The organism is Altererythrobacter sp. Z27 (assembly GCF_052683155.1).
Map to the genome: position 1 here is coordinate 733,726 of NZ_JBQYMC010000001.1, position 26,146 is coordinate 759,871.

Sequence of the window (26,146 nt, forward strand, 5' to 3'; positions counted from 1 at the left end):
GGCGTCGCGGCGATTGACCGGGCCTAGAGGCCCGCTCTGCGCGCCGCTTCTAGCCAACGAGCCCGGTTGGGCGATCTCTGCATATCTGGACCGGGGAGGCTTGGTCATTAATACTCCTCCACCAATACATCGGTGTAGAGTTCGGCCGCATCGGGCTCCGGCGAAGTCTCCGCAAAATCGGCGCTTTCGGCGACACGCGCGCGGATCGCCTTGTCGATCGCCTTCAGATCGTCTTCCGTCTTGCCCTTTTCGAGCAGCACTTTCTTGAGGCCCTCGATCGGGTCCTTGTGTTCGCGCACGTCCTGCACTTCCTCGCGGCTGCGATATTTCGCCGGGTCGGACATCGAGTGGCCGCGATAGCGATAGGTGTTGAGCTCCATCAGCACCGGGCCCTTGCCCTCGCGCACATGCCTGAACGCGATTTCGGCAGCGCCACGCACTTCGAGCACGTCCATCCCGTTGACCTTCATCCCCGGAATGCGGAACGCCGTGCCACGGCGGTGGAACTCGGTTTCGGCCGAGCTGCGCCGCACTGCCGTGCCCATCGCATACTGGTTATTCTCTACCACGAAGACGATCGGCAGGTTCCACAGCGAAGCCATGTTGAAGGTCTCATAGACCTGGCCCTGGTTCGCCGCGCCGTCACCGAAATAGGCAAGGCACAACCCGCCATCCTCATTGTACTTGTGCGCGAGCGCGAGCCCGCCGCCCAGCGCCACCTGCGCGCCGACGATGCCGTGGCCGCCGTAGAATTTGTGCTCGGTCGAGAACATGTGCATCGACCCGCCCTTGCCCTTCGAAATCCCGGCCTGGCGCCCGGTCAGCTCAGCCATGATGACATTGGGATCGATGCCATAGGCCAGCATGTGGCCATGGTCGCGATAGCCGGTGATCACGCTGTCGAGCCCTTCGGTCAGTGCCGACTGGAGCCCCACCGCGACCGCTTCCTGCCCGATGTAAAGGTGACAGAAGCCGCCGATCAGACCGAGGCCGTAAAGCTGGCCGGCCTTCTCCTCGAAACGGCGGATAAGCAGCATCTGTTCATAGAAGTGCAGCATTTCCTCCACGCTCGCGGCGTAGCGGGGATTCTTGTCATGCGAATCCTGCAGCGAATGGAGAATGAAATCGAGATCGTCCGACGCCGATTTGCTGGGCGACGATGTGCGCGTCTTCGCGGGTTTGGCCAACGCTCAAATCCTTGCAGTTCTTGTTCGTCCCGGGGAGGTGGGAATGGGTGTCGCTATAGGCGCAAGCCTCACGTTGACGCAACGTCAAGCGCGGTTCTTGCATACGAAATCTTCAGCTTAAGGTTACCTGGCCTCGGACGCCTCGTCCTCAAGCGTGATCACGATCTCGTCCGGATGCACGACGTTAAGATTGCGCCGCAGCAATTCGCCCACAAGGTCGGGGTCCGCACCATCGGGGTTGAGGCGAGCGACCTTGTTCTTGAGGAGGTCACGTTCCTGCGTCAGCTGCGCGACCTGCGCCTGCCGCTGGTCGAGCAGTTTCTCATTGTCGTTCCATGCAAGCAGGCCGGAAGGACCGGCAATAGCCAATGCGCTGAGGATCAGCAGCACGCCAAGGGCCAGCCCCTGGCGAAGCTGTTCTTTCGGCACGCGCCGCTTTGAGCCCCCGTTTCGCATTAACGCCACAGAATCACAGTTAACGCAGCCGATCAAGCGGTTTGTGCTACAGATCAGTAAGAACGCGGCAGGCCGAGCACATGTTCGGCCAGATAAGAAAGGATCAAATTCGTCGAGATCGGTGCAACGGTATAGAGTCGCGCCTCGCGGAACTTGCGCTCCACGTCATATTCCTCGGCGAATCCGAATCCACCAAAGGTCTGGACGCACATGTCCGCCGCAGCCCAGCTCGCCTCGGATGCGAGCATCTTGGCCATGTTCGCTTCCTCACCCGGATTGCCGCCCTTGTCGTACACCTGCGCGGCGTGATGGACCATCAGTTCGGCGGCACGCATCTGAGCATAGCAACGTGCAATCGGGAACTGCACGCCCTGGTTCTGCCCGATCGGCCGCCCGAACACGGAACGGTCCCCGGCATAGGCCTTCGCCTTCTCGATAAACCACTTCGCATCGCCGATGCATTCCGCCCCGATCAGGATTCGCTCGGCGTTCATGCCCGAAAGAATGTAGCGGAAGCCCTTCCCTTCCTCGCCGATCAGGCTCGAAGCGGGAATGCGCATATCGTCGAAGAACACTTCGCAGGTCGAATGGTTCATCATCGTGCGAATGGGCTTGATGGTCATCCCCTTGCCGACAACCTCGCGCATGTCGACGAGGAAGATCGAAAGCCCCTCGGTGCGCTTCTCGACCTGGTCGCGCGGCGTGGTGCGCGCCAGAAGCAGCATCAGGTCCGAATGTTCGGCGCGGCTGGTCCAGATCTTCTGCCCGTTGACGACATAGTGATCGCCATCGCGAACCGCCCGCGTCTTGAGCGACAAAGTGTCGGTGCCGCTGGTGGGCTCGGAAACCCCGAAGGCCTGCAGGCGCAACTCGCCGCTCGCGATCTTGTGAAGATACTCGGCCTTCTGCGCTTCGCTGCCATAGCGCAGCAGCGTGTTCATGATGTACATCTGCGCATGCGCCGCGCCGCCATTGCAGCCCGATGCCTGGATTTCCTCCATGATCACCGCTGCCGCATCCAGCTTCAGCCCGCTGCCGCCGAACTCCTCGGGGATCAGCGCGGCAAGGAAGCCCGAACGGGTGAGCGCATCGACGAATTCGGCGGGATAGTCGCGCGTGCGATCCTTCTCGCGCCAATATTCTCCCGGAAACTCGTCACACAGCGCACGCACCGCGCGGCGGATTTCGGCCAGTTCTTCGCTTTCGTACATGTTTTTCGGTTGCCCTTGCCTGTATCGCGGGCTGCTTGCCCAAGTGCGCCGCGCAAGTCCACCTCATCAAGTTGCTATAGCGGCGGAACCATCGGCCCTTGCACGAGCACATGGCTGCTCTATCCATAAGGAAGGCAAAGGGGAAAGCGCAGATGATCAGCCAGATCGACTATCAGGTCACCAATATGTGGAACGGTTTCGTGGCCACCATCCCGGTGATCGTGATCGCCATTATCGTGCTGCTGCTGACCGGCATCGTTGCCGGATCGGCGGTGAAGATTACCGACAAGATCACCGGCAAAGCCGAACTCAGGCCGTCGCTCCGCAACCTCACCGAAACTTTGGTGAAGCTGGGCATATGGCTGCTGGGCTTCACTATCGCTGCAATTGTCATCTTCCCTGACCTGACGCCGGGAAGCCTGTTTGCCGGGCTCGGCATCGGCGCGGTCGCCATCGGCTTCGCTTTCCAGGATATTTTCGAGAATTTCCTGGCCGGCGTGCTGATCATGCTGCGCGAAAAGATGCGCATCGGTGATGTGATCGAATGCGAAGGCATCAGCGGGAAGGTCGAGCACATCACCTTGCGCGAAACGTATATCCGCGCCGCATCGGGCGAACTGACGGTGGTGCCCAATTCGATCCTGTTCAAGAACCCGGTCGAAATCCTCACCGACGTCGACCAGCGCTGCCACACCGTCGTGGTGGGCGTTTCCTACGACACCGATCTCGACAAGGCCGCGGAAGTGATCCGCAAGGCCGTCGAAACGGTCGACGCCGTCGACGTGGCCAAAGGCATCGATGTGTTTGCGAGCGAGTTCAACACCAGCTCGATCGACTTCCTTGTGCGTTGGTGGGCCGGTTCATCTCCGCGCGACGGGCACGAAAGCCGCGACAAGATCGTGCGCGCGATCAAGCAGGCTCTCGATAATGCGGGGATCGAAATCCCCTTCCCCTATGTTACGCATACCTTCAAGCATCAGGTTCCGCTGGGCAACCGCCCGGGGACGGAGGCCTGATTTCCGGCACGGGTTGAAGGGAACGAATTACAGATGAGCGCGCAAGCCTATCTCAGCCGCGCGCAGGAGTATGGGCTCGCCGCAACGACCGCTGTGGTGACCGCCAACGCCTACTACATCCACCCGATCATCGGCGAAGTTGCCAGCACCTTCGGGGTGGATCACGCGGCGATCGGGATCGTGCCCGCACTCAACCAGGTTGCGCTCGCGCTCGGGATATTCCTGCTGCTGCCACTGGGCGATCGCTATTCCAACCGCAGCCTGTGCATCCTGTTTGTGAGCCTGCAGAGCATTACCATGATTGGAATGGCGCTGGCGGGCGAGTTCGCGCTCTTCACTCTCGCATCGACCCTTTTGGGCTTCGTCACGATTGCCCCCTATCTCCTGCCCGCCTTCGCTTCGAAGCGTGTCGCGCCTGAGCGGCTTGGCCAGGTCACGGCACTACTCGCTGCAGGCGTGATCTTCGGCATACTGGTCGCGCGAGTCGGTTCCGGCATCGTGGCCGAGCACTATGGCTGGCGCACCGTCTACTGGATTGCCGCCACGCTGATGGTGGCGGTCACGCTGTTCCTGCCGATCTCCATGCGCAGCGAGACCGCGAGCGAGAAACGCCCGCAGGGCAGCTATGGCAGCTTGCTGGCCAGCGTGTTCACCCTCGCCCGCCAGCACCGCGAAGTCTTGCTTTCCGCCTCGATCCAGGGGCTGAACTTCGCGATGTTCACCGCAACATGGCTGGCGCTGGCGCTGCACCTGACCAGCCCGCAAATGGGCTATGGCGTCGATACCGTGGGCTATCTCGCCGGCATCGCCGCCGTAAGCGTCATGTCGACGCCGCGGATCGGGCGTTGGGCAGACCGGGTGGGGCCGCGCCGCGCACGCTTCATGCTGACTGCGCTGCAACTCGTCGGCACATCGCTGCTCTACCCATTCGGCACCGGCGCGCTAGCGATTATCGTGCCGCTGATCATCGTCAATCTGGTCGGGCCCGGGGTCGATGTGACAGGGCGATTGACCTTCCTTTCGCTTGCGCCGGAAATCCGCACGCGGCTGACCACGATCTACGTCGTCATCATGTTCATCGGCGGCGGGACCGGGAGCATTCTCGGTACCGCGTCATACGATTGGGGCGGATGGGGCGCGACCTGTGCAATGGTCGTGTGCGCGTCGGCGATCAATTTCACGCTCGCCTTCATCGCCTGGAGGAAATGGTGCGCCCGACAGGATTCGAACCTGTGGCCCCCAGATTAGGAATCTGGTGCTCTATCCTGCTGAGCTACGGGCGCCCGCGGCCCGTTTAGGCACGAGACGCCGCTAAAGCAATCAGTTGAGTTCGTCGGGTGGCGCGATCGGAAACGGCAGGGGCGCTACCGGGATTCCTTCGTCGGCAAGGCCCTGTGCTTCCTCCGCGCTGGCGCGACCGTGGATCGGTTTCTCGTCGGCTTCGCCATAGTGCATCTTGCGCGATACTTCGGCGAACTTGTCACCCACCCAGGTGCTTTGCTTGAGCGCTTTGGCCTGCGCTTCTGCGAGCTTCGCCAGCGCCTGCTGCACTTCCGCTGGCAAGGGACGGTTCGCGACCTGCTGGCTGGCAGGAGCGGCGGTGTCGCTACGCGTATTGCCCTTGGCCGGGACCGTCGGAGCCATCGGTGCCTTGTTCACTTCGCCACTGCCGCATTGCGGGCATGACAGGAGCCCGCGCTCGCGCTGCTCGGCATAATCGCCGGAGGAACCGAACCAGCCCTCGAAACGATGGCCGTGGTCGCAGATGAGGTCATATACGATCATTGCAGCGCCTATTTGGCGATCGGGCGGCGGTTGGCAAGGCTCGGCAACTGTTCGCGCACTTCGGCGATGCGCGAAAGATCGATATCGGCAAAGCCCAGCCCGGCTGTCTCGCCGCCCATGTCGAGCAGCACTTCGCCCCACGGATCGACCACCAGCGAGTGGCCGTAAGTGGTTCGCCCGTCCTCATGGTGCCCCACTTGCGCGGCGGCGATGACGAAGGCGCTGGCTTCTATCGCCCGAGCGCGCTGGAGCACGTGCCAATGCGCCCTTCCGGTCGGCACGGTGAAGGCGGCGGGAATCGCGATGGCATCGCAGCGCCGCCGCCCCAGTTCCTCGAACAATGCGGGGAAACGCAAATCGTAGCAAATGGTCAGGCCGAGCCGCCCCAGCGGCGTATCCTCCACCGTCACCACTTCCTCGCCCGGAGCATAGGCGGCGCTTTCGCGCCAGCTTTCGCCGGTTGCCAGCGCAACGTCGAACATATGGATCTTGTCGTAACGGGCGCGCACGGCACCGTCCGGCCCGACCAGGAAGCTGCGGTTGGCCCAGCGGCCGTCGCTGCGTTCAATCGCAAGCGAACCCAGCGCGACATATATCCCGGAGCCTGCAGCAGCGGCGCGGGCAGCCGCCAGCACGGGATTGTCCACTTCGGGAACGATATGTTGCGCCCCGCGCTGCCGGTCGCGGTCGAGCAAGCCGCTCATCTCCGGCGTGAACAGGATCTCCGCCCCGCCCGCCTGCGCTTCGCCAATCGCTTCGACAATCGTCGCGGCATTGGCTTCAGGGTCTATCCCCGAGCACATCTGCAAGACAGCGACCCGCGGCATGGCGATGGTCAGCCCGCCAGCAAGGCGTCGAGCTTGCCCTCGCGTTCGAGCGCGGCAAGATCGTCCGAACCGCCGACGTGGAAGTCGCCAATGAAGATCTGCGGCACAGTCATCGCATTGGGCGCACGCTCGAGCATTTCGGCGCGCTTGGGCCCGCCCAGCGTGATGTCATACTCGGTATAGTCGACACCCTTGCGATCGAGCAGGTGCTTGGCCCTGACGCAATATCCGCACGCAAACTTGGTGTAGATTTCGACCTTCGGTGTAGCCATCGTAATTGCGATCCTTCGATCCTTGAACTGCTGCCAATTTCCTTGCTGCGGTGGCTGCCACAGCCTCTTGAAAGCTCTCGTGTGTCCCTTATCTGGATGATGTTGCCGCCCGCCGCAATGGGGGCGAACAACATCACGCCGGGACGCTGCCTCGCGCAGGTCCTGAAACGTCAAATTGCTCAAGTGAGGATTTGTACCATGTCACGTTTCGATCTTACCCCCTATCGCCGCAGCACCGTTGGTTTCGACCGCCTGTTCGACCTGCTCGAAAATCAGGCGCGGCTCAATTCGGGCGACAATTACCCCCCCTTCAATATCGAGCGCCGCAGCGAAGATCGCTATCGCATCACGCTGGCCGTCGCGGGCTTCCGCCCTGAAGACATCGACATTACCGCCCAGCAGAACCTGCTGGTGATCCACGGCAAGCGCCGCGAGGAAGCGCCTGCGGGCGAACTGCTGCATGTCGGCATCGCCAATCGCGGCTTCGAACGCCGCTTCGAACTGGCGGATTACGTTCGCGTGGAAAGCGCCGACCTGGCTGACGGCCTCCTGATCATCGAGCTCCTGCGCGAAGTGCCGGAAGCGATGAAGCCGAAGAAAATTGCCGTGAACGGGCAGACCCGGCTCAAGGCCGTGCCCACCGGCGACGACGCGGTCGACGCCGCCTGATTGCGGAACAAACACAAACCCGAAGACAAATGAAAAGGGGGCGGATCTGTGGTCCGCCCCCTCTGCGACTGATCGTCGCCTCGTCCAGCCTGTGACGTCCGGGTCGCAGAAGACGACACCTGCCGGCTACGAGCTCTTGCCCCGGCGGTTACGCGCCTGAAGCCTTTCAATGTCGGGGCAGAACCCTTCGCCCCTCCCCCGAGAAAAGTCCTTCGTGAAACCAAGCTGTTGCTCGATTGTGACCGTTATGTTGCGCAAGAAAGCTGCGCATGCCTTGTAAGAATCCGACATTAAATGATGCTGGCTCGCGAAAAATGGAAATCGCCCCCAAAATCAACGATTTGGAGATCCAGCTTTTTTCAAACTAACTCGGATTTTCAGCCACTTGTGTCCCGATTGGGGGTCAGACGAGGCGCGACTGCTCCAAAGCGGCCGCCACGAATCCGGCAAAGAGCGGATGCGGGTCGAACGGCTTGGACTTGAGCTCAGGGTGGAATTGCACGCCTACGAACCACGGATGGTCGGGCCTTTCGACGATTTCGGGCAGCAAGCCGTCGGGCGACATGCCGGAGAAAATCAGCCCTTCGGCCTCGAGCGGCTCGATATAGCGACTGTTCACTTCGTAGCGATGCCGGTGCCGCTCGGATATCGAAGTGGCCCCGCCATAAATCTGCGAGACATGGCTATTGGCCGAAAGCTTGGCTTCATAGGCGCCGAGCCGCATGGTGCCGCCTAAATCGCCGCCCGCTTCGCGGGTCTGCAAACCTTCCTGGCTCATCCATTCGGTGATAATGCCAACCACCGGTTCACTGGTTTCGCCGAATTCGGTCGAGGAAGCGCTCTCGAAACCAGCGGCCCGCGCCGCTTCGATGCAGGCCATCTGCATGCCAAGGCAGATACCGAAGAAGGGAACATTGCGCTCGCGCGCGAAACGCACGCTGGCGATCTTCCCTTCGCTGCCGCGCTCACCGAAGCCGCCCGGCACCAATATGCCATGCAACGGCTCGAGCTGGACTGCGATGTCGCTGTCGCCCTGCTCGAATATCTCGGCGTCGATCCAGCGGATATTGACCTTTGCCCGATTGGCGAGCCCGCCGTGGATCAGCGCTTCGTTGAGACTCTTATAGGCATCCGGCAGACCGACATATTTGCCGACCACGCCGATGGTCACTTCGCCCTCGGGGTTGAAATAGCGGTCGGTCACATCTTCCCAGGCCGAAAGATCGGGCTCGGGCGCATCGGTGATGCCGAAAGCGCGCAGCACTTCCGCATCGAGCCCTTCCTGATGGTATTGCAGCGGCACCGAATAGATTGACGGCGCATCGAGCGCGGGAATGACCGCTTCTGCACGCACGTTGCAGAATTGCGCGATCTTGCGCCGCTCGCCTTCCGGAATCGGATGCTCGGCGCGGCACAGCAACACGTCGGGCTTGATGCCGAGGCTGGCCAACTCGCGCACCGAGTGCTGCGTGGGCTTGGTTTTCAGCTCGCCCGCGGCAGCGATATAGGGAACCAGCGTGACATGGACTGAAACGGTCTGGAACGGCTCAAGTTCGTTCCTGAGCTGGCGGATCGCCTCCATGAACGGCAGCGATTCGATGTCGCCCACCGTCCCGCCAATCTCGCACAGGATGAAATCGTGATCGTCCTGCCCGGCCAGCGCGAATTCCTTGATCGCATCGGTCACGTGCGGGATCACCTGCACGGTTGCGCCCAGATAGTCGCCGCGCCGCTCCTTCGCGATGATATCGCGATAGACCCGGCCTGAGGTAATGTTGTCGCTCTGCCGCGCGGAAACGCCGGTGAAGCGCTCATAGTGGCCAAGGTCGAGATCGGTCTCGGCCCCGTCGTCGGTCACATAGACCTCGCCGTGCTGATACGGGCTCATCGTGCCCGGATCGACATTGAGATAGGGATCGAACTTGCGAATGCGGACCTTGAACCCGCGCGCCTGCAGCAGAGCGCCGAGGCTCGCTGCCATGAGACCTTTTCCGAGCGAGGAGACCACGCCGCCGGTGATAAATATGTACCGCGCCATGGGAGTCGGGCCTTAATCGGTGAAGTGGATTCGATGCAAGCGATTTGGACTGCGGAAACCTCCGCAATCCACAATCGCACGATTTAGGTGGATTATTCGGTCGCGCCGGAGAGCGGATCGGTCGGGGTCGCCGGTGCCGGTTGCGCAGGCGCGCCGAGCGGATCGCCCGTCGGAGCGAGCGGATCGACCGGAGCCGCGGGAACCACGGTGCGATCTAGCGTTGAGCTGATTTCGTCACCGCCGGTGGTTTCTACTGCGACAGCGGCAAGCGCTATCGAAAGAACGACGAAAAGGATCGCCAGCCAGCGGGTCGAGCGGGTGAGGAAGTCAGCCGCGCCGCGCGCGCCCATCAGCCCGCCGGGGCTGCCGCCGATGCCCAAACCACCGCCTTCGGAGCGTTGCATCAGGATCACGCCCACCAATGCGGCGGCGACGATCGCCTGGACGACGGTCAGGAACAGGAATAGCGACATATTCATCTACTTTCGGTTGCTGGCCCGCATTTAGGGCCGCGAAGCGTATTGGACAAGAGCAGCGCGCGGGAGCCGATCAGCCTTCGTGCGCGTCACCCGCCGCCAGTGCAATGCCCATGAAGCTGTCGGCCGTCAGGCTGGCGCCGCCAACCAGCGCACCGTTCACTTCGTCGGCAGCAAGGATAGCCTTGGCGTTGTCAGGCTTGACCGAGCCGCCATAGAGGATGCGCACCGCGCTGCCCTGCTCTTCGCCATAGAGCGAAACGAGCAGCTTGCGGATTTCGCGATGCATCTCGGAAATGTCGTCGGTCGTGGCATTGTTGCCGGTGCCGATCGCCCAGATCGGTTCGTAAGCAACGGTCAGCCGCTCACCCGCATCGGCCATTTCGGGAAGCGAGGCCTTGAGCTGGCCGGTGACGAACTGGATCGCCTTGCCACCGTCGCGGGTCGATGCGTCTTCGCCGCAGCACATGATCACGCGCATGCCCGCGTCGAGCGCGGCCTGCGCCTTTTCACGCACCAGAGCATTGCTTTCGCCATGGCCCACGCGCCGCTCGCTATGGCCGACGATCACGAATTTCGCCCCGGCATCGGCCAGCATTGTGGCCGAAATGTCACCAGTGAAGGCGCCATCGGTGCCCGGATGGCAATCCTGCGCGCCCACTCCGATCTGCTCCACTTCGCGGTGAACCGCGTGGATCAGCGTGTAGGGAGGCGCCAGCGCGACTTCGACCTTCATGTGCCGCTGCGCCGCACGATCGATCGCGCGCGCTTCGGACAGCATCGCGCGTGTGCCGTTCATTTTCCAATTGCCAACAATATAGGGCCTGCCGGCCATCTCGTATTCCTGTCTGTTGCGAATCCAGCCCCTAGATATAGGGTCTGCAGGGCGGGCCCCGCTAGCCGACCTTTCCAATCCAGTCAAAACCGTTTGTCACCTGTTGCGGCAAGACCTCAGGGCCGATAAAGCGCACGCCGATAGTCACTTCCCCGCATCCCTGCGGGAACAGCAGTCGCGGACCCCGTCTTTCATGATCACCTTCTTTCGCCAGTTCTTCGGTTCCAAGCTCGGCCTTGGCCTGACCCTCGGCTTCCTTGCCCTGATCGCCTTCGCCTTCGCCAGCAGCGATGTCGCGAATACCGGCACCTTCGGCGGCGTCTCCGGTGGCGACCGCGTGGCCGTGGTCGGCAGCGAGAAGATCGGCACCGCCGACTTCTTCCGTTCGGCCAATTCGGCGATGGACCAGGTCCGGCAGGAGAATCCCACGATCACCATGGCCGGCTTCATCGCGCAGGGCGGGCTCGATGAAGTGCTCAAGCAGATGATCGATCGCTCCGCCGTCGGGGCCTATGCCGAGAAATACGGGATGCGCGCGGGCGCAAATCTTGTGAACAGCGAAATCCTGCAGATCGGCGCCTTCCGCGGGCCGGACGGCAATTTCAGCAATGACGCTTTCCAGGCGGCGCTGCGCCAACAAGGATTGAGCGAAGCTATCGTGCGCCGCGACCTGGCCGACAGCCTGCTCGCACGCCAGATCTTCGTCCCCGCACTCAGCGGCGTGCAAATGCCGCAGAAGATGGCGATGCGTTATGCCGCGCTGCTGCGTGAACGCCGCGAAGGCACCGTGGGCTTCATCCCGAGTGCGGTATTCGCACCGACCGGCGAGCCCAGTGCCGCGCAGCTCGATGCCTTCTACAAGGCAAACCGCGCGAATTATGTCCTGCCTGAGCGGCGAGCCCTGCGCTATGCGACCTTTGGCGTCGACAGCCTCGATAGCAGCATCACCCCCACAGCTGCCGAAATCGCCGCGCGCTACGAGCGCGACAAGGCGCAGTATTCCGCACGCGAAGACCGTACCTTTACCCAGCTGATCGTGCCGACCCAGGATGCCGCAAACGCGCTGCGCCAGAGGGTGGCGGCAGGCGCATCGCTCGACGCGGTTGCGCGCGAAGCAGGCTTCAGCACATCCCGGATCGGGCCGATGGATCAGGCCGCCTATGCCAATCTCGCCGGAGCCGATGTTGCTGCGGCAGCTTTTGCTGCGCCGCGCGGACAGGTAGCGGCACCTGCGCGCAGCACTTTGGGCTGGTACGTCGTGCGGGTCGACAATGTGAACCGGATCGCCGAACGCTCGATCGCTTCGGTTACACCGGAAATCACTGCCGCATTGCTGGTAGAGAAGCGCGCCGCGGCCCTCGCCGACCTGAGCGCAAGGATCGAAGAGCAGATCGACGGCGGTGTCGCGTTTTCGGAGATTGCCCAGCAGCTTGGAGTGCAGGCCAGCGATACTCCCCCGCTCACTGCGGACGGGCGCGTGTTCGGCAATCCGAGCCAGTCGATCGCGCCGCAATTGCGCGGGGCATTGGGCACAGCCTTCCAGATGGATGAAGGCGAGCCGCAACTGGCAGAGCTGGAACGCGGCGCGAACTACATCATCTTCGAAGTGTCCGAAATCACTCCCTCGGCCGCTGCGCCGCTGGCCGATATCCGCCAGCGCGTCGTGGTCGACTGGCGCCTTTCGGAAGGCGCCAAGAAGGCACGCGAAGCGGCCGATCGCGTGCTGGGCCGGATGAAGGGCGACACCACGCTTGCCGCCGCGCTTGCGGGAGAAAAGGTCGCCCTGCCGCCGGTCGACAACGTCAGCCTCAACCGTGAGGAGCTGCTGGCGCAGGGGCAGCAGATCCCGCCAGCGCTCGCATTGCTGTTCAGCATGGCCGAAGGCAGCACCAAGCGGCTCGAGGCACCCAACAATCTTGGCTGGTTCGTGGTCGATCTCGCCAATATCGAGACACCCGAAGTCGCCGCCAACGATCCGCTGATCGTTGCTGCGCGGCAGCAATTGCGCGGCGCGATCGGCGACGAATTGTCCGCGCAGCTGACAATGGCAATGCGGGCCGAACTCGGGGTCGAAACCAACCAGGCAGCGGTCGACGCAGTGCGGCGCCAGCTCACCGGCGAAAACTGAGGGAGCGGGGCGTTTGCCATACGCCACGCGAACGCACCTACCGGCTAATGCCGCCGCAGCAAGCGAGGCGCTTGCCGCTGGCAAGCCTGCCCTCGTCTGGCGCAAGGTTATTGCGGACACGGAAACGCCCGTTGGCGCAGCTGCCAAGCTGATCGAGCCGGAACGCGGCGATTTCCTGCTCGAATCGGTCGAAGGCGGCGAAGTGCGCGGGCGTTACAGCCTGCTCGGGCTCGATCCCGACCTGGTGTTCCGCGCCAGTGGTGACGAGGCCGAGATCAACGGGCAGTGGCAACATGACCGCGCCGCATTCAGCCCCTGCGAATCGGGCAGCCTCGCTTCCTTGCGCGCGCTGGCTGATGCCTGCCGTATCGATGTGCCGGAGGAACTGCCGCCTGCGCTCGCGTGCCTCGTCGGCTATTTCGGCTTCGAAACCGTCGGGCTGGTGGAGGACCTCCCGCGTGCCCCGGCAAGCCCGCTCCAATTGCCCGACATGCTGTTCGTGCGCCCCACCCTTATCTTCGTGTTCGACGGGCTGACCGACACGCTCTTTGCAATCGCACCGATCTGGCAGGCAGCCGATCCGGCAACGGCAATCGAGCGTGCGGGCGAGCGGATCGACGAAGCGCTACTTCGCCTGGGAAGCGCCGCCACACCGCGCAGCAAGGCCGCCGACCTGCCCGAAATGGCGCTCGAACCGGTAATGGCGGCGGACGATTACAAGGCCATGGTGCTCCGCGCGAAGGAATACATCACTGCGGGCGACATCTTCCAGGTCGTGCTGGCGCAGCGTTTCACCTGCCCCTTCCCGCTCCCGCCGATCGAACTCTACCGCGCTCTGCGGCGCGTGAACCCTTCGCCCTTCCTCTATTTCCTCGACCTGCCCGGATTCGCGGTGGTCGGCTCCAGCCCCGAAATACTCGTGCGCGTAAGGCACGGCGAGGTCACGATCAGGCCCATTGCCGGCACGCGCCCGCGCGGTGCAACTCCGGCCGAGGATGTCGCCAACGAGGCCAGCCTGCTTGCCGATCCCAAGGAGCGCGCAGAACACCTCATGCTGCTCGATCTCGGGCGCAACGATGTCGGCAGGGTCGCGGCGCGCGGCACTGTGGCCGTTACCGATAGCTTCACCATCGAACGCTACAGCCATGTGATGCATATCGTCAGCAATGTCGTGGGCCAGCTCGATCCGTCGCGCGACGCCATCGATGCCCTGTTCGCAGGTTTCCCTGCAGGGACAGTCAGCGGCGCACCCAAGATCCGCGCGTGCCAGATCATTGCCGAGCTGGAACCTGAAGCGCGCGGGGCTTACGCCGGGGGCGTCGGCTATTTCGCGCCGGACGGTTCGGTCGATAGCTGCATCGTGCTGCGCACCGCGGTCGTGAAGGACGGGGTAATGAACGTGCAGGCTGGTGCCGGGATCGTGGCCGACAGCGAGCCGGAATACGAACTGGCCGAATGCAAGGTCAAGGCAGGCGCGCTGATCGCTGCGGCGCGCGAAGCGGCGCGTGTCGCCAGCGAACCGGGGTTCGGACAATGAATGGATCGACCATGAAGATTTTCGCACGCATGATTCGCTCGCTGGCGCTGCTTGTCGGACTGGCCCTGGCAATTCCGCTGCAGGCAGAGGACTGGGTCGCCAAGGCCCAACAGCACACGATCGAGCTGCCCGATTTCACCTTCCACACTGGCGAAAGGCTGCCTTCGGTGAAGATGCATGTCTACACGCTGGGCACGCCGCAGCGCGACAGCGAAGGCCGCGTCACCAATGGAATCCTGCTGCTTCACGGAACGGGCGGTAACGGCACATCGTTGCTGGCCCCGCATTTTGGCGACGAGCTGTTTGGCGAAGGCCAGCTGTTCGATATCGGCAAATATTACATCATCTCGCCCGACAACCTTGGCCATGGGGAAAGCTCCAAGCCCAGCGACGGGCTGAAGGCGCAATTCCCGCGTTATGACTACAGCGACATGGTGCTGGCGCAGCATCGCATGCTGACCGAAGGCCTCGGCGTCGACCGGCTCTATCTCGTGCTCGGCACGTCGATGGGCTGCATGCATAGCTTCGTTTGGGGGCCAGCCTATCCCGGCTTCGTCGAACGTTTCGTGCCCTTGGCCTGCAATGCGATCGAGATCGCCGGGCGCAACCGCATGTTCCGCCAGATGATCATCGACGGCTTCAGGAACGATCCGGAATATCACGGCGGCGACTATGCCGATGGTTCGGCGCTTCGCACAGGCCAGGCGACCAATGCCAACATCCTCCTGCTTGCTGGCAGCAATCCCTATCGCATGCAGGCAGAGCTGCCGACCCGCGATGCCGCCGTGGAGGCGCTTCATCGCGCGCAAAAGGCCATCGCCGCGCGCAATGTCGACCCCAATGACTCGATCTACCAGCTCGACAGTTCGCGCAATTACAACCCTGCGCCGCAACTGCACTTGATCACTGCGCCCGTGCTATGGATCAATTCGACCGACGATTTCATCAATCCGCCGGGACTTGGCGACCCTGAAGCGCTGGCGCAACAGATGCCGCATGCACGCTTCGTGCTGATACCGGCTTCGGCGGAAACCTATGGCCACGGCACACACAGCCGCCCGAAACTCTGGAAAGCGGAACTCGAACGTTTCCTGTCGGAAAACCCCTGAGGCTGATACAGGTCGAACTCGGATTATGATGCGAACTGCTGCCCTCATTGCCCTGCCTCTGGCGCTAACTGCCTGCGAAATGCAGGGCGGCGATCCCGTCACGCGCACCGAAATCGGCCCCAAATCCGAAGAGCGTGTGCAGCTGCGGCGGCAGGCTTCGGCCTGCGAGGTGGCAGTTTTCGAAGGCGTGCCGCTGACACATTGCGTGGCCGACCCGGCGAAGCACGAGATTTCCGCCGTGCTCGCCGATCCGCAGGGCACACCGTATCGCTCGCTCAAGACCTATGGGGCCGCCCTTGGCCAGCAGGCTTCAATTGTCGCATTCGCCACCAATGGCGGGATGTTCGACGCAGAGGGCCAGCCTATCGGCTACTACGTCGAACGGGGCGAACGCCTGAAGGAACTCAATCGCGAGGACGGGTCAGGCAATTTCTATCTGAAGCCCAATGGCGTGTTCTACGGCACGGCCGGGAAGTGGGAAGTCAGGACGGCCGACGATTTCTACTCCAACGTAGGCGACCGGCCGCAATTCGGCACGCAATCCGGCCCGATGCTGGTAATCGGCGGGGAACTACACCCCGAAGTCCAGGATGACGGCCCGTCGCGCACGATCCGCAATGGCGTGGGGGTCGACGCAGAAGGAAAAGCGCATTTCGTGATTTCGGAAGCACCAATCAGTTTCGGCCAGCTCGCCCGCTATTTCCGGGACGAGCTCAAGACCCCGAATGCGCTCTATCTCGACGGGAGCGTTTCGGCGCTGTGGGACCCGGTAACCGAACGCCTCGACGAAGGGCCTTCGGTTGGCCCGCTGCTGGTCGTGACGAAGAAGGACTAGGCATGAAGTATTCGCGTACGCTCTATCCCGAAATCGAGCCCTATGCGACCGGCATGCTCGATGTGGGCGATGGGCATGTGATCTATTGGGAGCGCTGCGGCACGCCCGGCGCAAAGCCTGTGGTCTTCCTCCACGGAGGTCCGGGCTCGGGCTGCAGTTCGGGCCAGCGCAGGCAGTTCGATCCGGAACTCTACGATATCCTGCTGTTCGACCAGCGCGGATGCGGACGCTCGACGCCCTTTGCCTGCCTCGAGCACAATACCACCTGGCACCTCGTCGCCGATATCGAGCGCCTGCGCGAAATGTGCGGGCATGAACGCTGGATGGTGTTCGGCGGCAGCTGGGGCTCCACCCTGTCGCTCAGCTATGCCCAGACGCACCCGGAGCGCGTCACCGAATTGGTGTTGCGTGGTATCTTCCTGTCACAGCAGAGCGAGCTCGACTGGCTGATGAAATATGGCGCGAGCGAGCTTTATCCCGAGCAATGGGAAAGTTTCGTCGGGCTGATCCCCGAAGACGAGCGTGACGATTTGACCGAGGCCTATCATCGCCGCCTCACCAGCGACGACCATGCGGTCCAGCTCGCTGCAGCCAAGGAATGGAGCATGTGGGAAGGCGTTACCGTCACCCTGTTGCCCGATCCGGCGATGCTTGAGGAGTTCACCGAGGACCAGCATGCGATCGCGATCGCCCGGATCGAGAACCACTATTTCCGTCACAAGTGCTGGCTTGAGGAAGGCCAGCTGCTCAAGAACGCTCATCGGCTCAAGGGCATCCCCGGCGTCATCGTGCAGGGGCGGCATGACTGCTGCACGCCTCCTGCCGCGGCCTGGGCGCTCAAGCAGGCCTGGCCCGAAGTCGAGCTGCAGATCGTGCCCGATGGCGGGCATCTCTACACCGAGCCGGGGATCACCGACGGGCTGGTCCGCGCGACCGATCGCTTCGCCGGGAAAACCGCCTGATAGCAAAACTGTCTTGATCGCCGCCGCCCAAACGGCGATGGCCTGCCCGCAATGATCCTGGTTATCGACAATTACGACAGCTTCACCTTCAACCTGGTCCATTATCTGATGGAACTGGGGGCCGAGGTGCGGGTGGAACGCAATGACGCGCTGAGCGCCGCCGATGCGATCCGCACCAATGCCGCCGGTTTCCTGATCTCGCCCGGACCGTGCACCCCCAACGAAGCGGGGATCAGCCTCGACCTCGTCGCCGCCTGCGCCGATGCGAGCAAGCCGCTGCTGGGCGTGTGCCTTGGGCACCAGTCGATCGGTCAGCATTTCGGCGGAACGGTGCAGCGCGGCGGGCTGATGCATGGCAAGACCTCACCGGTCAGCCATGACAACAGCGGTGTGTTCGAAGGCGTCCCCTCGCCCTTCACCGCCACGCGCTATCATAGCCTCGTGGTCGAAAACCCGCCCGAAGAGCTGATCGTGAACGCCACTTCGGACGACGGTTTCACCATGGGCTTCCGCCATCGCGAATTGCCGATCCACGGGGTGCAGTTCCACCCTGAAAGCATCGCGACCGAGCATGGCCATGACATGCTGGCCAATTTCCTGCGGATCTGCGCCATGGATGCGAGGCTGCCAGCATGAGGCACCTCCCCCTCGCCGTTCCGCATATGAGCGAAACCGAGGCCGAAGAGGTCTTCGGCTGGATCCTCGACGGCGAAGCGAGCGAAGAGGAGATCGCGCGCTTCCTGCTGGCGATGACCGACCGCAGCGAAACCGCCGAAGAAATCGCAGGCGCCGCCCGCGCGCTGCGTGCCCGGCTGATCCCGGTTGCTGCGCCCGAAGGCACGGTCGACTGCTGCGGCACCGGCGGTGACGGGCACCACTCGCTCAACGTCTCGACCGCGGTAAGCCTTGTCGTCGCGGCGTGCGGAGTCCCGGTCGCAAAGCACGGCAACCGCGCCGCTTCATCCAAGGCAGGCGCGGCCGATACGCTCGAGGCGCTCGGGCTTGACATGGACGCAGCCGGGCGCACAGCCGAAAAGACACTCGGCGAGATCGGCATCTGCTTCCTCTTCGCGAAGAACCACCACCCGGCGATGGGGCGTATCCAGCCCATTCGCCAGAAGCTGGGTAAGCGCACGATCTTCAACCTGATGGGCCCGCTGTCGAACCCCGCCGGGGTCAAGCGCCAGCTGATCGGGATCGCACGCCCCGGCTATGTGCCGATCTATGCCGATGCGAAGGCGCGGCTGGGCACCGAGCGCACCTTCATCGTTTCGGGCGACGAGAGCATCGACGAGCTGAGCCTCGCGGGCGGCAACGAACTGGCCGACGTGACCGGCAATGATTTCGAGATGCGCCGTGTCTCCGCCGACATGGCTGGCTTGGAAAATGCGCCGGTGGAAGCGATCCGCGGCGGCGATCCGGCACACAATGCCAAGGCGCTCAAGGCGCTGCTCGATGGCATGCCCGGCGCCTATCGCGATGCCGTGCTCTTCAACGCGGCGGGCACGCTGATCGTTGCAGGCCGGACCGAAGACTGGCGCGAAGGCGCCGCCATGGCCGCTGAAGCGCTCGACAGCGGCAAAGCCGCGCACTTGCTCGCGCGCTGGATCGAATTGGCCAAGTGAACGCCACGATGAACAAGCTTCAGGAAATCTGCGCCACCAAGCGGATCGAAGTCGCCCAGCGTCGCGCCGAACGCTCCGCCACCGCGCTCGACCATGCCGCTGCCGGGCAATCTGCGCCGCGCGGTTTCGAGGCTGCTCTGCGAGCAAAGGCGGAGAGCGGCTTTGCCCTGATCGCGGAGATCAAGAAGGCATCGCCTTCCAAGGGGCTGATCCGGGCGGATTTCCAGCCCGCCGCCCATGCCCGCGCCTACCAGCAAGGCGGCGCGGCCTGCCTCTCGGTGCTCACCGATGCGCCCTATTTCCAGGGGCACGAGGATTTCCTGGTCGAAGCGCGCGGCGCCTGCGAATTGCCCGTGCTGCGCAAGGATTTCATGGTCGACCCGTGGCAGGTTGCTGAAGCCCGCAGCATCGGGGCAGATGCGATCCTGATCATCGTCGCAGCGCTGGAAGATACGGAAATGGCCGAAATCGAAGCTGCCGCGCTCGAACGCGGGATGGACGTGCTGGTCGAGGTTCACGACGAAGCCGAAATGGAGCGCGCCGCGCGCCTCAAATCCCGGCTGATCGGCGTCAACAATCGCGACCTGCGCAGCTTCGTAACCGACCTTGCGATTACAGAGCGGCTTGCCCCGCTTGCCCCCGAAGGCACGCTGCTGGTCGGCGAAAGCGGGATCAATTCGCATGTGGACTGCCAGCGGCTCGCCCTATCGGGCGTGCGCACCTTCCTGGTGGGCGAAAGCCTGATGCGGCAGGACGATGTCGAGGCAGCCACGCGGGCGCTGCTCGAAGGTTGAACTGTCCTACACGCAGAGTTTGCGGCATAGGTGAGCGGATGAAGCTCCGCCCCGCCCACTCCATGTCGCCTCTTGCGGCCATGTTTCGGGCAGGCGGTTTTTTATATCCTGAACTATGTCGCATGTGTCGCATGGCTCGACTGTCCGATCCGCAAGGAACCAATCCATGAGCAAGCGCCTGACCCATATCGACGAAGCTGGCGAAGCTCGAATGGTCGATGTCGGTGCCAAGCCGGCCACGGCGCGCATGGCCAGGGCTGGCGGATACATTCGCATGAATGCGCAGGCTCTCGCAGCGATAAAGGCCGGTAACGCGCCCAAGGGCGACGTTCTCGGCACGGCGCGGATCGCCGCGATCATGGCCGCCAAGAAGACCGGCGAGCTGATCCCGCTGTGCCACCCGCTCGCTGTCGACGCGGTCGATGTCGACTTCGCCTATGAGAGTGACGGCATCCGCGTAACCGCCACTGCTTCGCTTACCGGCAAGACCGGGGTGGAAATGGAAGCGATGGTCGCCGCGTCGGTCGCGCTGCTGACGATTTACGACATGGCCAAGGCGCTGGATAAGGGCATGGCGATCGGTTACGTGCGCCTGCTTGAAAAGACCGGCGGAAAGTCGGGGCATTGGGTCGCCGATTGACCGATAGCCCTGCCCTCACGCTTGAAGAAGCGCAGACGCGGGTGCTCGCGCTGGCGCCGGCAGTGCCGGTCGAACGGGTCGCATCTGCTGAAGCGGTTGGGCGCTATCTGGCCGAAGATCTGGTTGCGCGGCGCACCCAGCCCCCGGCCGACCTCTCGGCGATGGATGGCTATGCGCTTTGCGGGATCGGCAGTTGGCGGATCGTCGGCGAAAGCCGCGCGGGTGCTCCTTTCAGCGGCAAGTTGATGTGGGGCCAATGCGTACGCATTTCGACCGGGGCGCATATGCCCGCAGGTGCCGACCGCGTGCTGATCCGCGAAGACGCAGAACTGCTTCAGCCCGATCTCGTCACGACCTCGGAAAATCCCCTTCCCGGCCAGCATGTCCGCAAGCGCGGTTTCGACTTCGCAGAGGGCGGCAAGGTGCTCGCCGCAGGAACACGGATCGGCCCGGCGCAGCTCGCGCTGGCGATTAGTGCTGGGCATGGCGAGCTTCCGGTCCGCCGTGCGCCGCGCGTGGCCGTGCTCGACAGCGGCGACGAACTGGCAGTCGATCCAGCCAATTGCGGCGATCACCAGATTCCAGCGAGCAATGGGGCGATGATCGCGGCCATGCTGGGCGCGCTTGGCTGCGAAGTGCTGCGGATCGGACCGGTGGCGGACGATGCTGAGGCGCTGGCAGCTGCCCTGAAGAATGCGGAAGGCGCGGATATCCTTGTCACCTCCGGCGGCGCCTCGGTTGGCGATCATGATTTGATCCGCCCGGCGCTCGAAGCTTGGGGCGCCCGGATCGATTTCTGGAAGGTCGCGATGAAGCCGGGGAAGCCGGTTATGGTCGCGACGCGCGGTTCGCAGGTGATCCTTGGCCTGCCCGGCAATCCGGTGTCGAGCTTCGTCACTTGCTTCCACTTCGTGCTGCCGCTGGTGCGTGCGGCAATGGGCGCCTCCATGCCGCTTCCGCGCAAGGCGATGCTGGTGTCCGGAAGCGAATTGCCTGCCATTGGCGGCCGGCGCGAATTCCTGCGCGCTGTGTGGGATGGCGCAAAGGCAACGCCGGTCGATTCGCAGGATTCCTCCGCCCTCGCGTCGCTTGCCGCCGCAAACTGCCTGATCGACCGGCCTGCCGGGAGTGAGCGGATCGAAGCGGGAACATCTGTTCCGGCATACCTGTTGGAAAATGGCGGAATTGCTTGACTTGGCGAATCGGGTTGCCTAATTGTTCTACATTCGTTCACCATGTTCCGGTGGACGTGGAACAGGCGGCCAAGGGAGGTTTTCGCCATGCTGACTGCCAAGCAGCACGAACTCATCCGTTTCATTCAGCAGCGGCTTGAGGAAACGGGCATCTCGCCTTCTTTCGAGGAAATGAAGGAAGCGCTCGATCTCAAGAGCAAGTCAGGCGTGCACCGGCTGATTTCCGCTTTGGAGGAGCGTGGCTTCATTCGCCGCCTGGCCAATCGGGCGCGGGCGCTCGAAGTGATACGTATGCCGGAAGATGCCGTGCCTGCCGCCAAGCGCAGCGCACCTGCCAACGATCCCGTGTCGGTTGCGCGTTCAGCGCCGCCCGCCATGCGCGAACCTGCCAATGACGTGATCGAGATCCCGCTGCATGGCCGCATTGCCGCCGGCGCGCCGATCGAAGCGCTCGAAGGGCAGGCTAGCATGCCGGTTCCTGCCGCTTTGCTGGGCCCGGGCGAGCATTACGCGCTCGAAGTATCGGGCGACTCGATGGTGGAAGCGGGCATTTTCGACGGCGACTATGCGCTGGTGCGCCGCACCGACACCGCGCGCGACGGCGAGATCGTGGTCGCGCTGGTGCGCAACGAGGAAGCGACGCTCAAGTACCTGCGCCGCGTGAACGGGATGATCCAGCTCGATCCTGCCAACGGGGCCTACGAGCCGCAGGTCTATCGGCCTGACGAAGTGGTGGTTCAGGGCAAGCTCGCGGGCCTGCTGCGCCGTTACCACTGATTGACGTGATTGCGCGCCGGGCACTGTCCCCCAATTTGTCAGCTAGCTCCCCGGCTAGTCCCGACGCCCGGCGCGCCACCATCCATGCTCACCCTGATGGTCTGCGACCCTCCGGATTGCCTCGTCTTCGAGCACGATCGCGATGCCGCCAGAGCGCTGCAGGAAGCGCCGGTCGGCCTTGAGCCAGCGGGGTCGGCATGATCGGGGAAGCCATCGGTCGGCCACTACGATATCCGCCCGCTCGCATGCTGCGGCCAGCGCGCGCTCTTCGATCTGCAACTTGTTTCGGGCGAGCAACAGGCTCCAACTGCGCCCTCCCCGCTCGATCGAGGCAACGCAAAAGTCCGCGCTGCAACGCGCGCCCGGCCAGTCGGCGAGCAGGACGGGCTCGGCCTCCACGCCAACCAGTTCCAGCAGATTGTCGCGCGTGTAACTCGAACGGCTGTCACGCAGGGTGACAAGTCGCGTCCCCTCACCATCCTTGCCGGGCACCGTGATCCCGACATGTCGTCCGTCGCCTGAGATCAGGACGTCGGGCACTGGGGTGGCGACGAAGAAAGCGGTCGCGATGGCAGCGGGAACCAGTCCCAGCAACCGCCGCTTGCCTTTCCAGAGCGCCAGCCACAACCCGCCCGCTATGAACATGGCGAACGTAAGCCCGCCCATCTGCGGCATCAGCTTGACCGCCCCCGGTTGCGCAGCGGTCCAATGCGCTATCGCGAGGAGCAGTTCGAGCGATTGGCCAACGAGCCACCACAGCGGCGCACCCAGCCCCACTAGGTCGAACAGCAGGGCAATCGCGATCAGCGGCATGGTGATGAAGGTTACCAGCGGGATCGCGACAACGTTGGCAAAGGCGCCATAGACCCCTGCACGATGGAAATGGAACAGCACGATCGGCATCAGGGCGATCTCGATCACCAGCCCTGTAACGAGGAGCATTCCCCCTCGTCGCCCTACCCAGGCCAGCCAACCCTCTTCGCGCGGCGCGAGAAATGCCTTCACCGGGGCACTGTTGTGCAGAGCAACGATTGCGATCACCGCGGCAAAACTCATCTGGAAACTGGGACCTACAAGCGCCTCCGGCCAAACCAGCATCACTGCAAATCCGGCCAGGGCAATCATCCGCAAGGACAGCGGATCACGCCCCAACGCAAGGGCAACGAGCACCAGCAATGCGGCGATACAGCTCCGTACTGTTGGCACTTCGGCACCTGTCAGCAAAGTATAGCCGATCCCCGCCAGCGCTCCGATTGCAGCCGCCGCGATGGGCAGGCGCACCCTCAACGCGAGCGCCGGCCACAGGGCAAGAAGCTTCAGCGCCAGCAAATAGGCACCGCCAATCACCGCGCTCACATGCAGGCCGCTGATTGAAAGCAGATGGGTGAGCCCGGCATCGCGCATCGCATCTTCATCGGCCACGGCGATCGCGCCCCGGTCCCCGCTTGCAAACGCTGCGGCAATACTCCCGGGAGCACCGGAAAGGTGGCTTCGAACATGCCCGGACAGCGCACGCTGGACAGACGCCAACCCGCCCTCCTCTGGGGGTGCCGGCTGCACGACCTCGATGGCCCCCATCGCACTGCCGGTTGCAGAAAGGCCCTGGAACCAGGCCGCTCGCGCGAAATCGTAACTTCCCGGAAGCATCGGCGGGGCAGGTGGCATCAACCTCGCGCGCATCCGCAAGATCGCACCTTCGGCAATACGGGCATCCACCTGCTCGATCGGCACATTGATACGCAGCTTTCGCGCCTCGCCGGTCTCTGCGTCGCGCACTGCTAAAATCAGGCGGACACGGTCCTCAGCCGGTCGGTCCTCGCGTTCGAGCACATAACCCTGCAAGCGCTCGACGCGCGGATAGTCGATCGCATGCGCGCCAACTGCTTCGGAGCGCATCCAGACCACTGCAATCCCTGCGGCAAAAAACAGACCAATCGCCACCAATGACTGGCGCAAATGAGCCCTGCTGGCTCCACTGGCGGCCATTCCGTCGCGCCACAATGCCGCTCCAGCCAAGGCCAGCAAGAGGCCAGCGCCAATACCCGCGCTCCACTGCCACGGCGTATCGAGAACAAACCATGACGCGATGCCCAAGGCAAACACCACGGCCAGCCATGGCCCCCGATCGAACCCGGCGCTGGCCAGAAATTGCTCGGCATTCTCCACGAGACTGGACATGCGCGGCACCTTGCGCCAATGGCGCTGCACTGCAGCATCGCCGGCAACGGCTCCATCCGCTATCGGTACCACGGGCGTATGGGGCGTCGCCATCCAGGCATTTGAAAGGAATCAGAGACTTATGGCAAGCGAAAGCGGCGCGCGGACCGATGCAGTGGTCACCCGCTTTGCCCCTTCACCAACCGGTTTCCTTCATATCGGCGGCGCGCGTACCGCGCTGTTCAACTGGCTGTTCGCTCGCCACCATGGCGGCAAGACGCTGCTGCGGATCGAGGATACCGATCGCAAGCGCTCCACCCAGGAAGCTATCGACGCCATTCTCGACGGGCTGGACTGGCTTGGGCTCGACTATGACGAAGCCCCGGTGTTCCAGTCGGAACGCGGCTCGCGCCATGTCGAAGTGGCTGAAAAGCTGCTTGAGCACGGCTTCGCCTATAAGTGCTACGCGACGCAGGAAGAGCTTGAAGAGATGCGCGCCGCACAGCGCGCCGCCAAGCAGCCAATCCGTTATGACGGGCGTTGGCGCCACCGCGACGCATCCGAAGCTCCGCTGGGTACGCCCTTCGTCGTTCGCCTCAAAACGCCTGAAGAAGGCGAAACGACAATCGAGGACAAGGTCCAGGGCAGCGTCACCGTCCGCAACGAAGAGCTGGACGATTACATCCTGCTGCGTGCGGATGGAACGCCCACCTACATGCTCGCAGTCGTCGTCGACGATCACGACATGGGCGTAACCCACATCATTCGCGGCGACGATCACCTCAATAACGCTTTCCGCCAGCTCCCCATCTATCGCGCAATGGAGCAGATCGAAGGCGGATGGCCCGATCCGATCTACGCACATATCCCGCTGATCCACGGTTCTGACGGTGCAAAACTGTCGAAACGGCACGGCGCGCTTGGCGTCGAGAGTTACCGCGACGAGATGGGTATCCTGCCTGAAGCCCTGTTCAACTACCTCCTCAGGCTCGGCTGGGGCCATGGCGACCGCGAAGAGTTCACCCGCGAGGAAGCGATCGAAGCGTTCGACATCGACGGCGTGGGCAAGAGCGCCTCTCGCTTCGACCTCAAGAAGCTCGAACATCTGAATGGCCATTACATCCGGCAGGCAGACGATGCCCGCCTGGCGGATATCTGCGCGCCGATGATCGGAAGGGATGTCGATCTCGATCTTCTCACCCGGGCCATGCCAGTTCTCAAAGTTCGCGCAAAGAACCTTCTGGAACTGGCTGAAGGCGCGGCCTTTTTATTCAGGAAGCGCCCTCTCGAACTGACCGAAAAGGCAGCCGAGCTGCTGGATGGCGATGCCCGCCAGCGTCTTGGGCTGCTTTCGGCGCGCCTCAAGGCGGAAAATAGCTGGACAATCGAGGCTCTCGAAGCCACTACGAAAGCATTCGCCGAGGAGCTTGAACTGGGCCTCGGCAAGCTCGCGCAGCCTTTGCGCGCGGCCCTTACCGGAACGACGACCTCGCCCGGTATCTTCGATGTTCTGGTCCTTCTGGGACGGGAAGAAGCGTTGGCACGGATCGACGCGCAGGCGGCTGCAGCGGGCTGACGGCACGCAGGGCCAGCGAGCGCAGGATTGAAGGAGAATTA

General features: G+C 63.2%; 25 protein-coding genes and 1 tRNA gene. 15 read left to right on the top strand and 11 right to left on the bottom strand.

Going from position 1 to position 26,146, the window contains the following annotated elements; all coding sequences use genetic code 11:
• Positions 1-107: 107 nt before the first annotated feature.
• From pdhA to ACUJ47_RS03655, 3 genes are all read right to left on the bottom strand, one after another.
• Positions 108-1,187, bottom strand: coding sequence for a pyruvate dehydrogenase (acetyl-transferring) E1 component subunit alpha (gene pdhA, locus ACUJ47_RS03645; protein ID WP_445537093.1), 1,080 nt, complete (start codon positions 1,185-1,187; stop codon positions 108-110).
• Between the two features lie 123 nt (positions 1,188-1,310).
• Positions 1,311-1,616 carry an FtsB family cell division protein gene (locus ACUJ47_RS03650; RefSeq protein ID WP_445537094.1) on the bottom strand — a complete coding sequence of 102 codons (306 nt, stop codon included), beginning with the start codon at positions 1,614-1,616 and terminating at the stop codon, positions 1,311-1,313.
• Between the two features lie 80 nt (positions 1,617-1,696).
• A complete protein-coding gene (locus ACUJ47_RS03655) occupies positions 1,697-2,854 on the bottom strand; it encodes an acyl-CoA dehydrogenase family protein (RefSeq protein WP_445537095.1) in 1,158 nt (385 codons plus the stop codon).
• 152 nt (positions 2,855-3,006) lie between these two features.
• On the opposite strand from ACUJ47_RS03655, the gene ACUJ47_RS03660 reads away from it, so the two are divergent.
• Together ACUJ47_RS03660 and ACUJ47_RS03665 are read left to right on the top strand one after the other, a co-directional pair.
• Positions 3,007-3,870, top strand: a complete 864-nt coding sequence (locus tag ACUJ47_RS03660; RefSeq protein WP_445537096.1) for a mechanosensitive ion channel family protein — start codon at positions 3,007-3,009, stop codon at positions 3,868-3,870.
• A gap of 33 nt (positions 3,871-3,903) precedes the next feature.
• Positions 3,904-5,118: an MFS transporter gene (locus ACUJ47_RS03665; RefSeq protein ID WP_445538850.1), complete on the top strand. Its 1,215-nt coding sequence runs from the start codon at positions 3,904-3,906 to the stop codon at positions 5,116-5,118.
• On the opposite strand, the gene ACUJ47_RS03670 is transcribed toward ACUJ47_RS03665, so the two are convergent.
• The 4 genes from ACUJ47_RS03670 to grxC all read right to left on the bottom strand — a co-directional run bounded on the left by ACUJ47_RS03670 (position 5,077) and on the right by grxC (position 6,754).
• Positions 5,077-5,153 (bottom strand) — tRNA-Arg (locus ACUJ47_RS03670). The two genes, ACUJ47_RS03665 and ACUJ47_RS03670, sit on opposite strands and share 42 nt — an antisense overlap.
• A 37-nt stretch (positions 5,154-5,190) precedes the next feature.
• Entirely contained in the window at positions 5,191-5,655 is a 465-nt protein-coding gene (locus ACUJ47_RS03675) for a DUF1178 family protein (RefSeq protein ID WP_445537097.1), read from the bottom strand.
• An 8-nt stretch (positions 5,656-5,663) separates the two neighbouring features.
• Complete coding sequence (locus tag ACUJ47_RS03680; protein ID WP_445537098.1) at positions 5,664-6,482, bottom strand: carbon-nitrogen hydrolase family protein; 819 nt, start codon at positions 6,480-6,482, stop codon at positions 5,664-5,666.
• A gap of 8 nt (positions 6,483-6,490) precedes the next feature.
• A complete protein-coding gene (grxC, locus tag ACUJ47_RS03685; protein WP_445537099.1) occupies positions 6,491-6,754 on the bottom strand; it encodes a glutaredoxin 3 in 264 nt (87 codons plus the stop codon).
• Between the two features lie 198 nt (positions 6,755-6,952).
• Between grxC and ACUJ47_RS03690 the strand changes: the two genes are divergently transcribed.
• Positions 6,953-7,423, top strand: a complete 471-nt coding sequence (locus tag ACUJ47_RS03690) for an Hsp20 family protein (RefSeq protein WP_445537100.1) — start codon at positions 6,953-6,955, stop codon at positions 7,421-7,423.
• 403 nt (positions 7,424-7,826) lie between these two features.
• Here the strand turns inward: ACUJ47_RS03690 and ACUJ47_RS03695 are convergent, their stop codons facing one another.
• The 3 genes from ACUJ47_RS03695 to tpiA form a co-directional block, all read right to left on the bottom strand.
• The gene (locus ACUJ47_RS03695; protein ID WP_445537101.1) at positions 7,827-9,461 is read right to left on the bottom strand and encodes a CTP synthase; all 1,635 of its coding nucleotides are present in this window, start codon (positions 9,459-9,461) and stop codon (positions 7,827-7,829) included.
• Between the two features lie 92 nt (positions 9,462-9,553).
• A complete protein-coding gene (secG, locus tag ACUJ47_RS03700) occupies positions 9,554-9,934 on the bottom strand; it encodes a preprotein translocase subunit SecG (protein ID WP_445538851.1) in 381 nt (126 codons plus the stop codon).
• A 76-nt stretch (positions 9,935-10,010) separates the two neighbouring features.
• Positions 10,011-10,772, bottom strand: coding sequence for a triose-phosphate isomerase (tpiA, locus tag ACUJ47_RS03705; RefSeq protein WP_445537102.1), 762 nt, complete (start codon positions 10,770-10,772; stop codon positions 10,011-10,013).
• Positions 10,773-10,965: 193 nt separating this feature from the next.
• Between tpiA and ACUJ47_RS03710 the strand changes: the two genes are divergently transcribed.
• The 11 genes from ACUJ47_RS03710 (at position 10,966) to lexA (ending at position 22,372) form a co-directional block, all read left to right on the top strand.
• On the top strand, positions 10,966-12,900 hold the full coding sequence (locus tag ACUJ47_RS03710; protein WP_445537103.1) for a SurA N-terminal domain-containing protein: 1,935 nt from the start codon (positions 10,966-10,968) through the stop codon (positions 12,898-12,900).
• Positions 12,901-12,913: 13 nt separating this feature from the next.
• Entirely contained in the window at positions 12,914-14,437 is a 1,524-nt protein-coding gene (gene trpE, locus ACUJ47_RS03715) for an anthranilate synthase component I (RefSeq protein ID WP_445537104.1), read from the top strand.
• 11 nt (positions 14,438-14,448) lie between these two features.
• Positions 14,449-15,546: an alpha/beta fold hydrolase gene (locus ACUJ47_RS03720; RefSeq protein ID WP_445537105.1), complete on the top strand. Its 1,098-nt coding sequence runs from the start codon at positions 14,449-14,451 to the stop codon at positions 15,544-15,546.
• Positions 15,547-15,625: 79 nt separating this feature from the next.
• Positions 15,626-16,381 carry a phosphodiester glycosidase family protein gene (locus ACUJ47_RS03725; protein WP_445537106.1) on the top strand — a complete coding sequence of 252 codons (756 nt, stop codon included), beginning with the start codon at positions 15,626-15,628 and terminating at the stop codon, positions 16,379-16,381.
• Positions 16,382-16,383: 2 nt separating this feature from the next.
• Positions 16,384-17,343 carry a prolyl aminopeptidase gene (gene pip, locus ACUJ47_RS03730; RefSeq protein WP_445537107.1) on the top strand — a complete coding sequence of 320 codons (960 nt, stop codon included), beginning with the start codon at positions 16,384-16,386 and terminating at the stop codon, positions 17,341-17,343.
• Positions 17,344-17,394: 51 nt separating this feature from the next.
• Positions 17,395-17,979 carry an anthranilate synthase component II gene (locus ACUJ47_RS03735; RefSeq protein ID WP_445537108.1) on the top strand — a complete coding sequence of 195 codons (585 nt, stop codon included), beginning with the start codon at positions 17,395-17,397 and terminating at the stop codon, positions 17,977-17,979.
• Complete coding sequence (gene trpD / locus ACUJ47_RS03740; RefSeq protein WP_445537109.1) at positions 17,976-18,968, top strand: anthranilate phosphoribosyltransferase; 993 nt, start codon at positions 17,976-17,978, stop codon at positions 18,966-18,968. The genes ACUJ47_RS03735 and trpD overlap by 4 nt, the downstream gene beginning before the upstream one ends.
• Positions 18,969-18,976: 8 nt before the next feature.
• On the top strand, positions 18,977-19,762 hold the full coding sequence (trpC, locus tag ACUJ47_RS03745) for an indole-3-glycerol phosphate synthase TrpC (protein WP_445537110.1): 786 nt from the start codon (positions 18,977-18,979) through the stop codon (positions 19,760-19,762).
• Positions 19,763-19,928: 166 nt separating this feature from the next.
• Complete coding sequence (moaC, locus tag ACUJ47_RS03750; protein WP_445537111.1) at positions 19,929-20,402, top strand: cyclic pyranopterin monophosphate synthase MoaC; 474 nt, start codon at positions 19,929-19,931, stop codon at positions 20,400-20,402.
• Positions 20,399-21,595: a molybdopterin molybdotransferase MoeA gene (locus tag ACUJ47_RS03755; RefSeq protein WP_445537112.1), complete on the top strand. Its 1,197-nt coding sequence runs from the start codon at positions 20,399-20,401 to the stop codon at positions 21,593-21,595. The genes moaC and ACUJ47_RS03755 overlap by 4 nt, the downstream gene beginning before the upstream one ends.
• Positions 21,596-21,682: 87 nt before the next feature.
• Positions 21,683-22,372 (top strand): transcriptional repressor LexA, encoded by a 690-nt coding sequence (lexA, locus tag ACUJ47_RS03760; protein ID WP_445537113.1) that lies wholly within the window; start codon positions 21,683-21,685, stop codon positions 22,370-22,372.
• A 54-nt stretch (positions 22,373-22,426) separates the two neighbouring features.
• Here lexA and ACUJ47_RS03765 read toward each other — a convergent pair whose 3' ends face one another.
• Complete coding sequence (locus ACUJ47_RS03765) at positions 22,427-24,643, bottom strand: ComEC/Rec2 family competence protein (RefSeq protein WP_445537114.1); 2,217 nt, start codon at positions 24,641-24,643, stop codon at positions 22,427-22,429.
• Between the two features lie 28 nt (positions 24,644-24,671).
• Here ACUJ47_RS03765 and gltX point away from each other — a divergent pair, with 28 nt between their 5' ends.
• Positions 24,672-26,105, top strand: a complete 1,434-nt coding sequence (gene gltX / locus ACUJ47_RS03770) for a glutamate--tRNA ligase (RefSeq protein ID WP_445537115.1) — start codon at positions 24,672-24,674, stop codon at positions 26,103-26,105.
• The last annotated feature ends 41 nt before the right edge of the window (positions 26,106-26,146 follow it).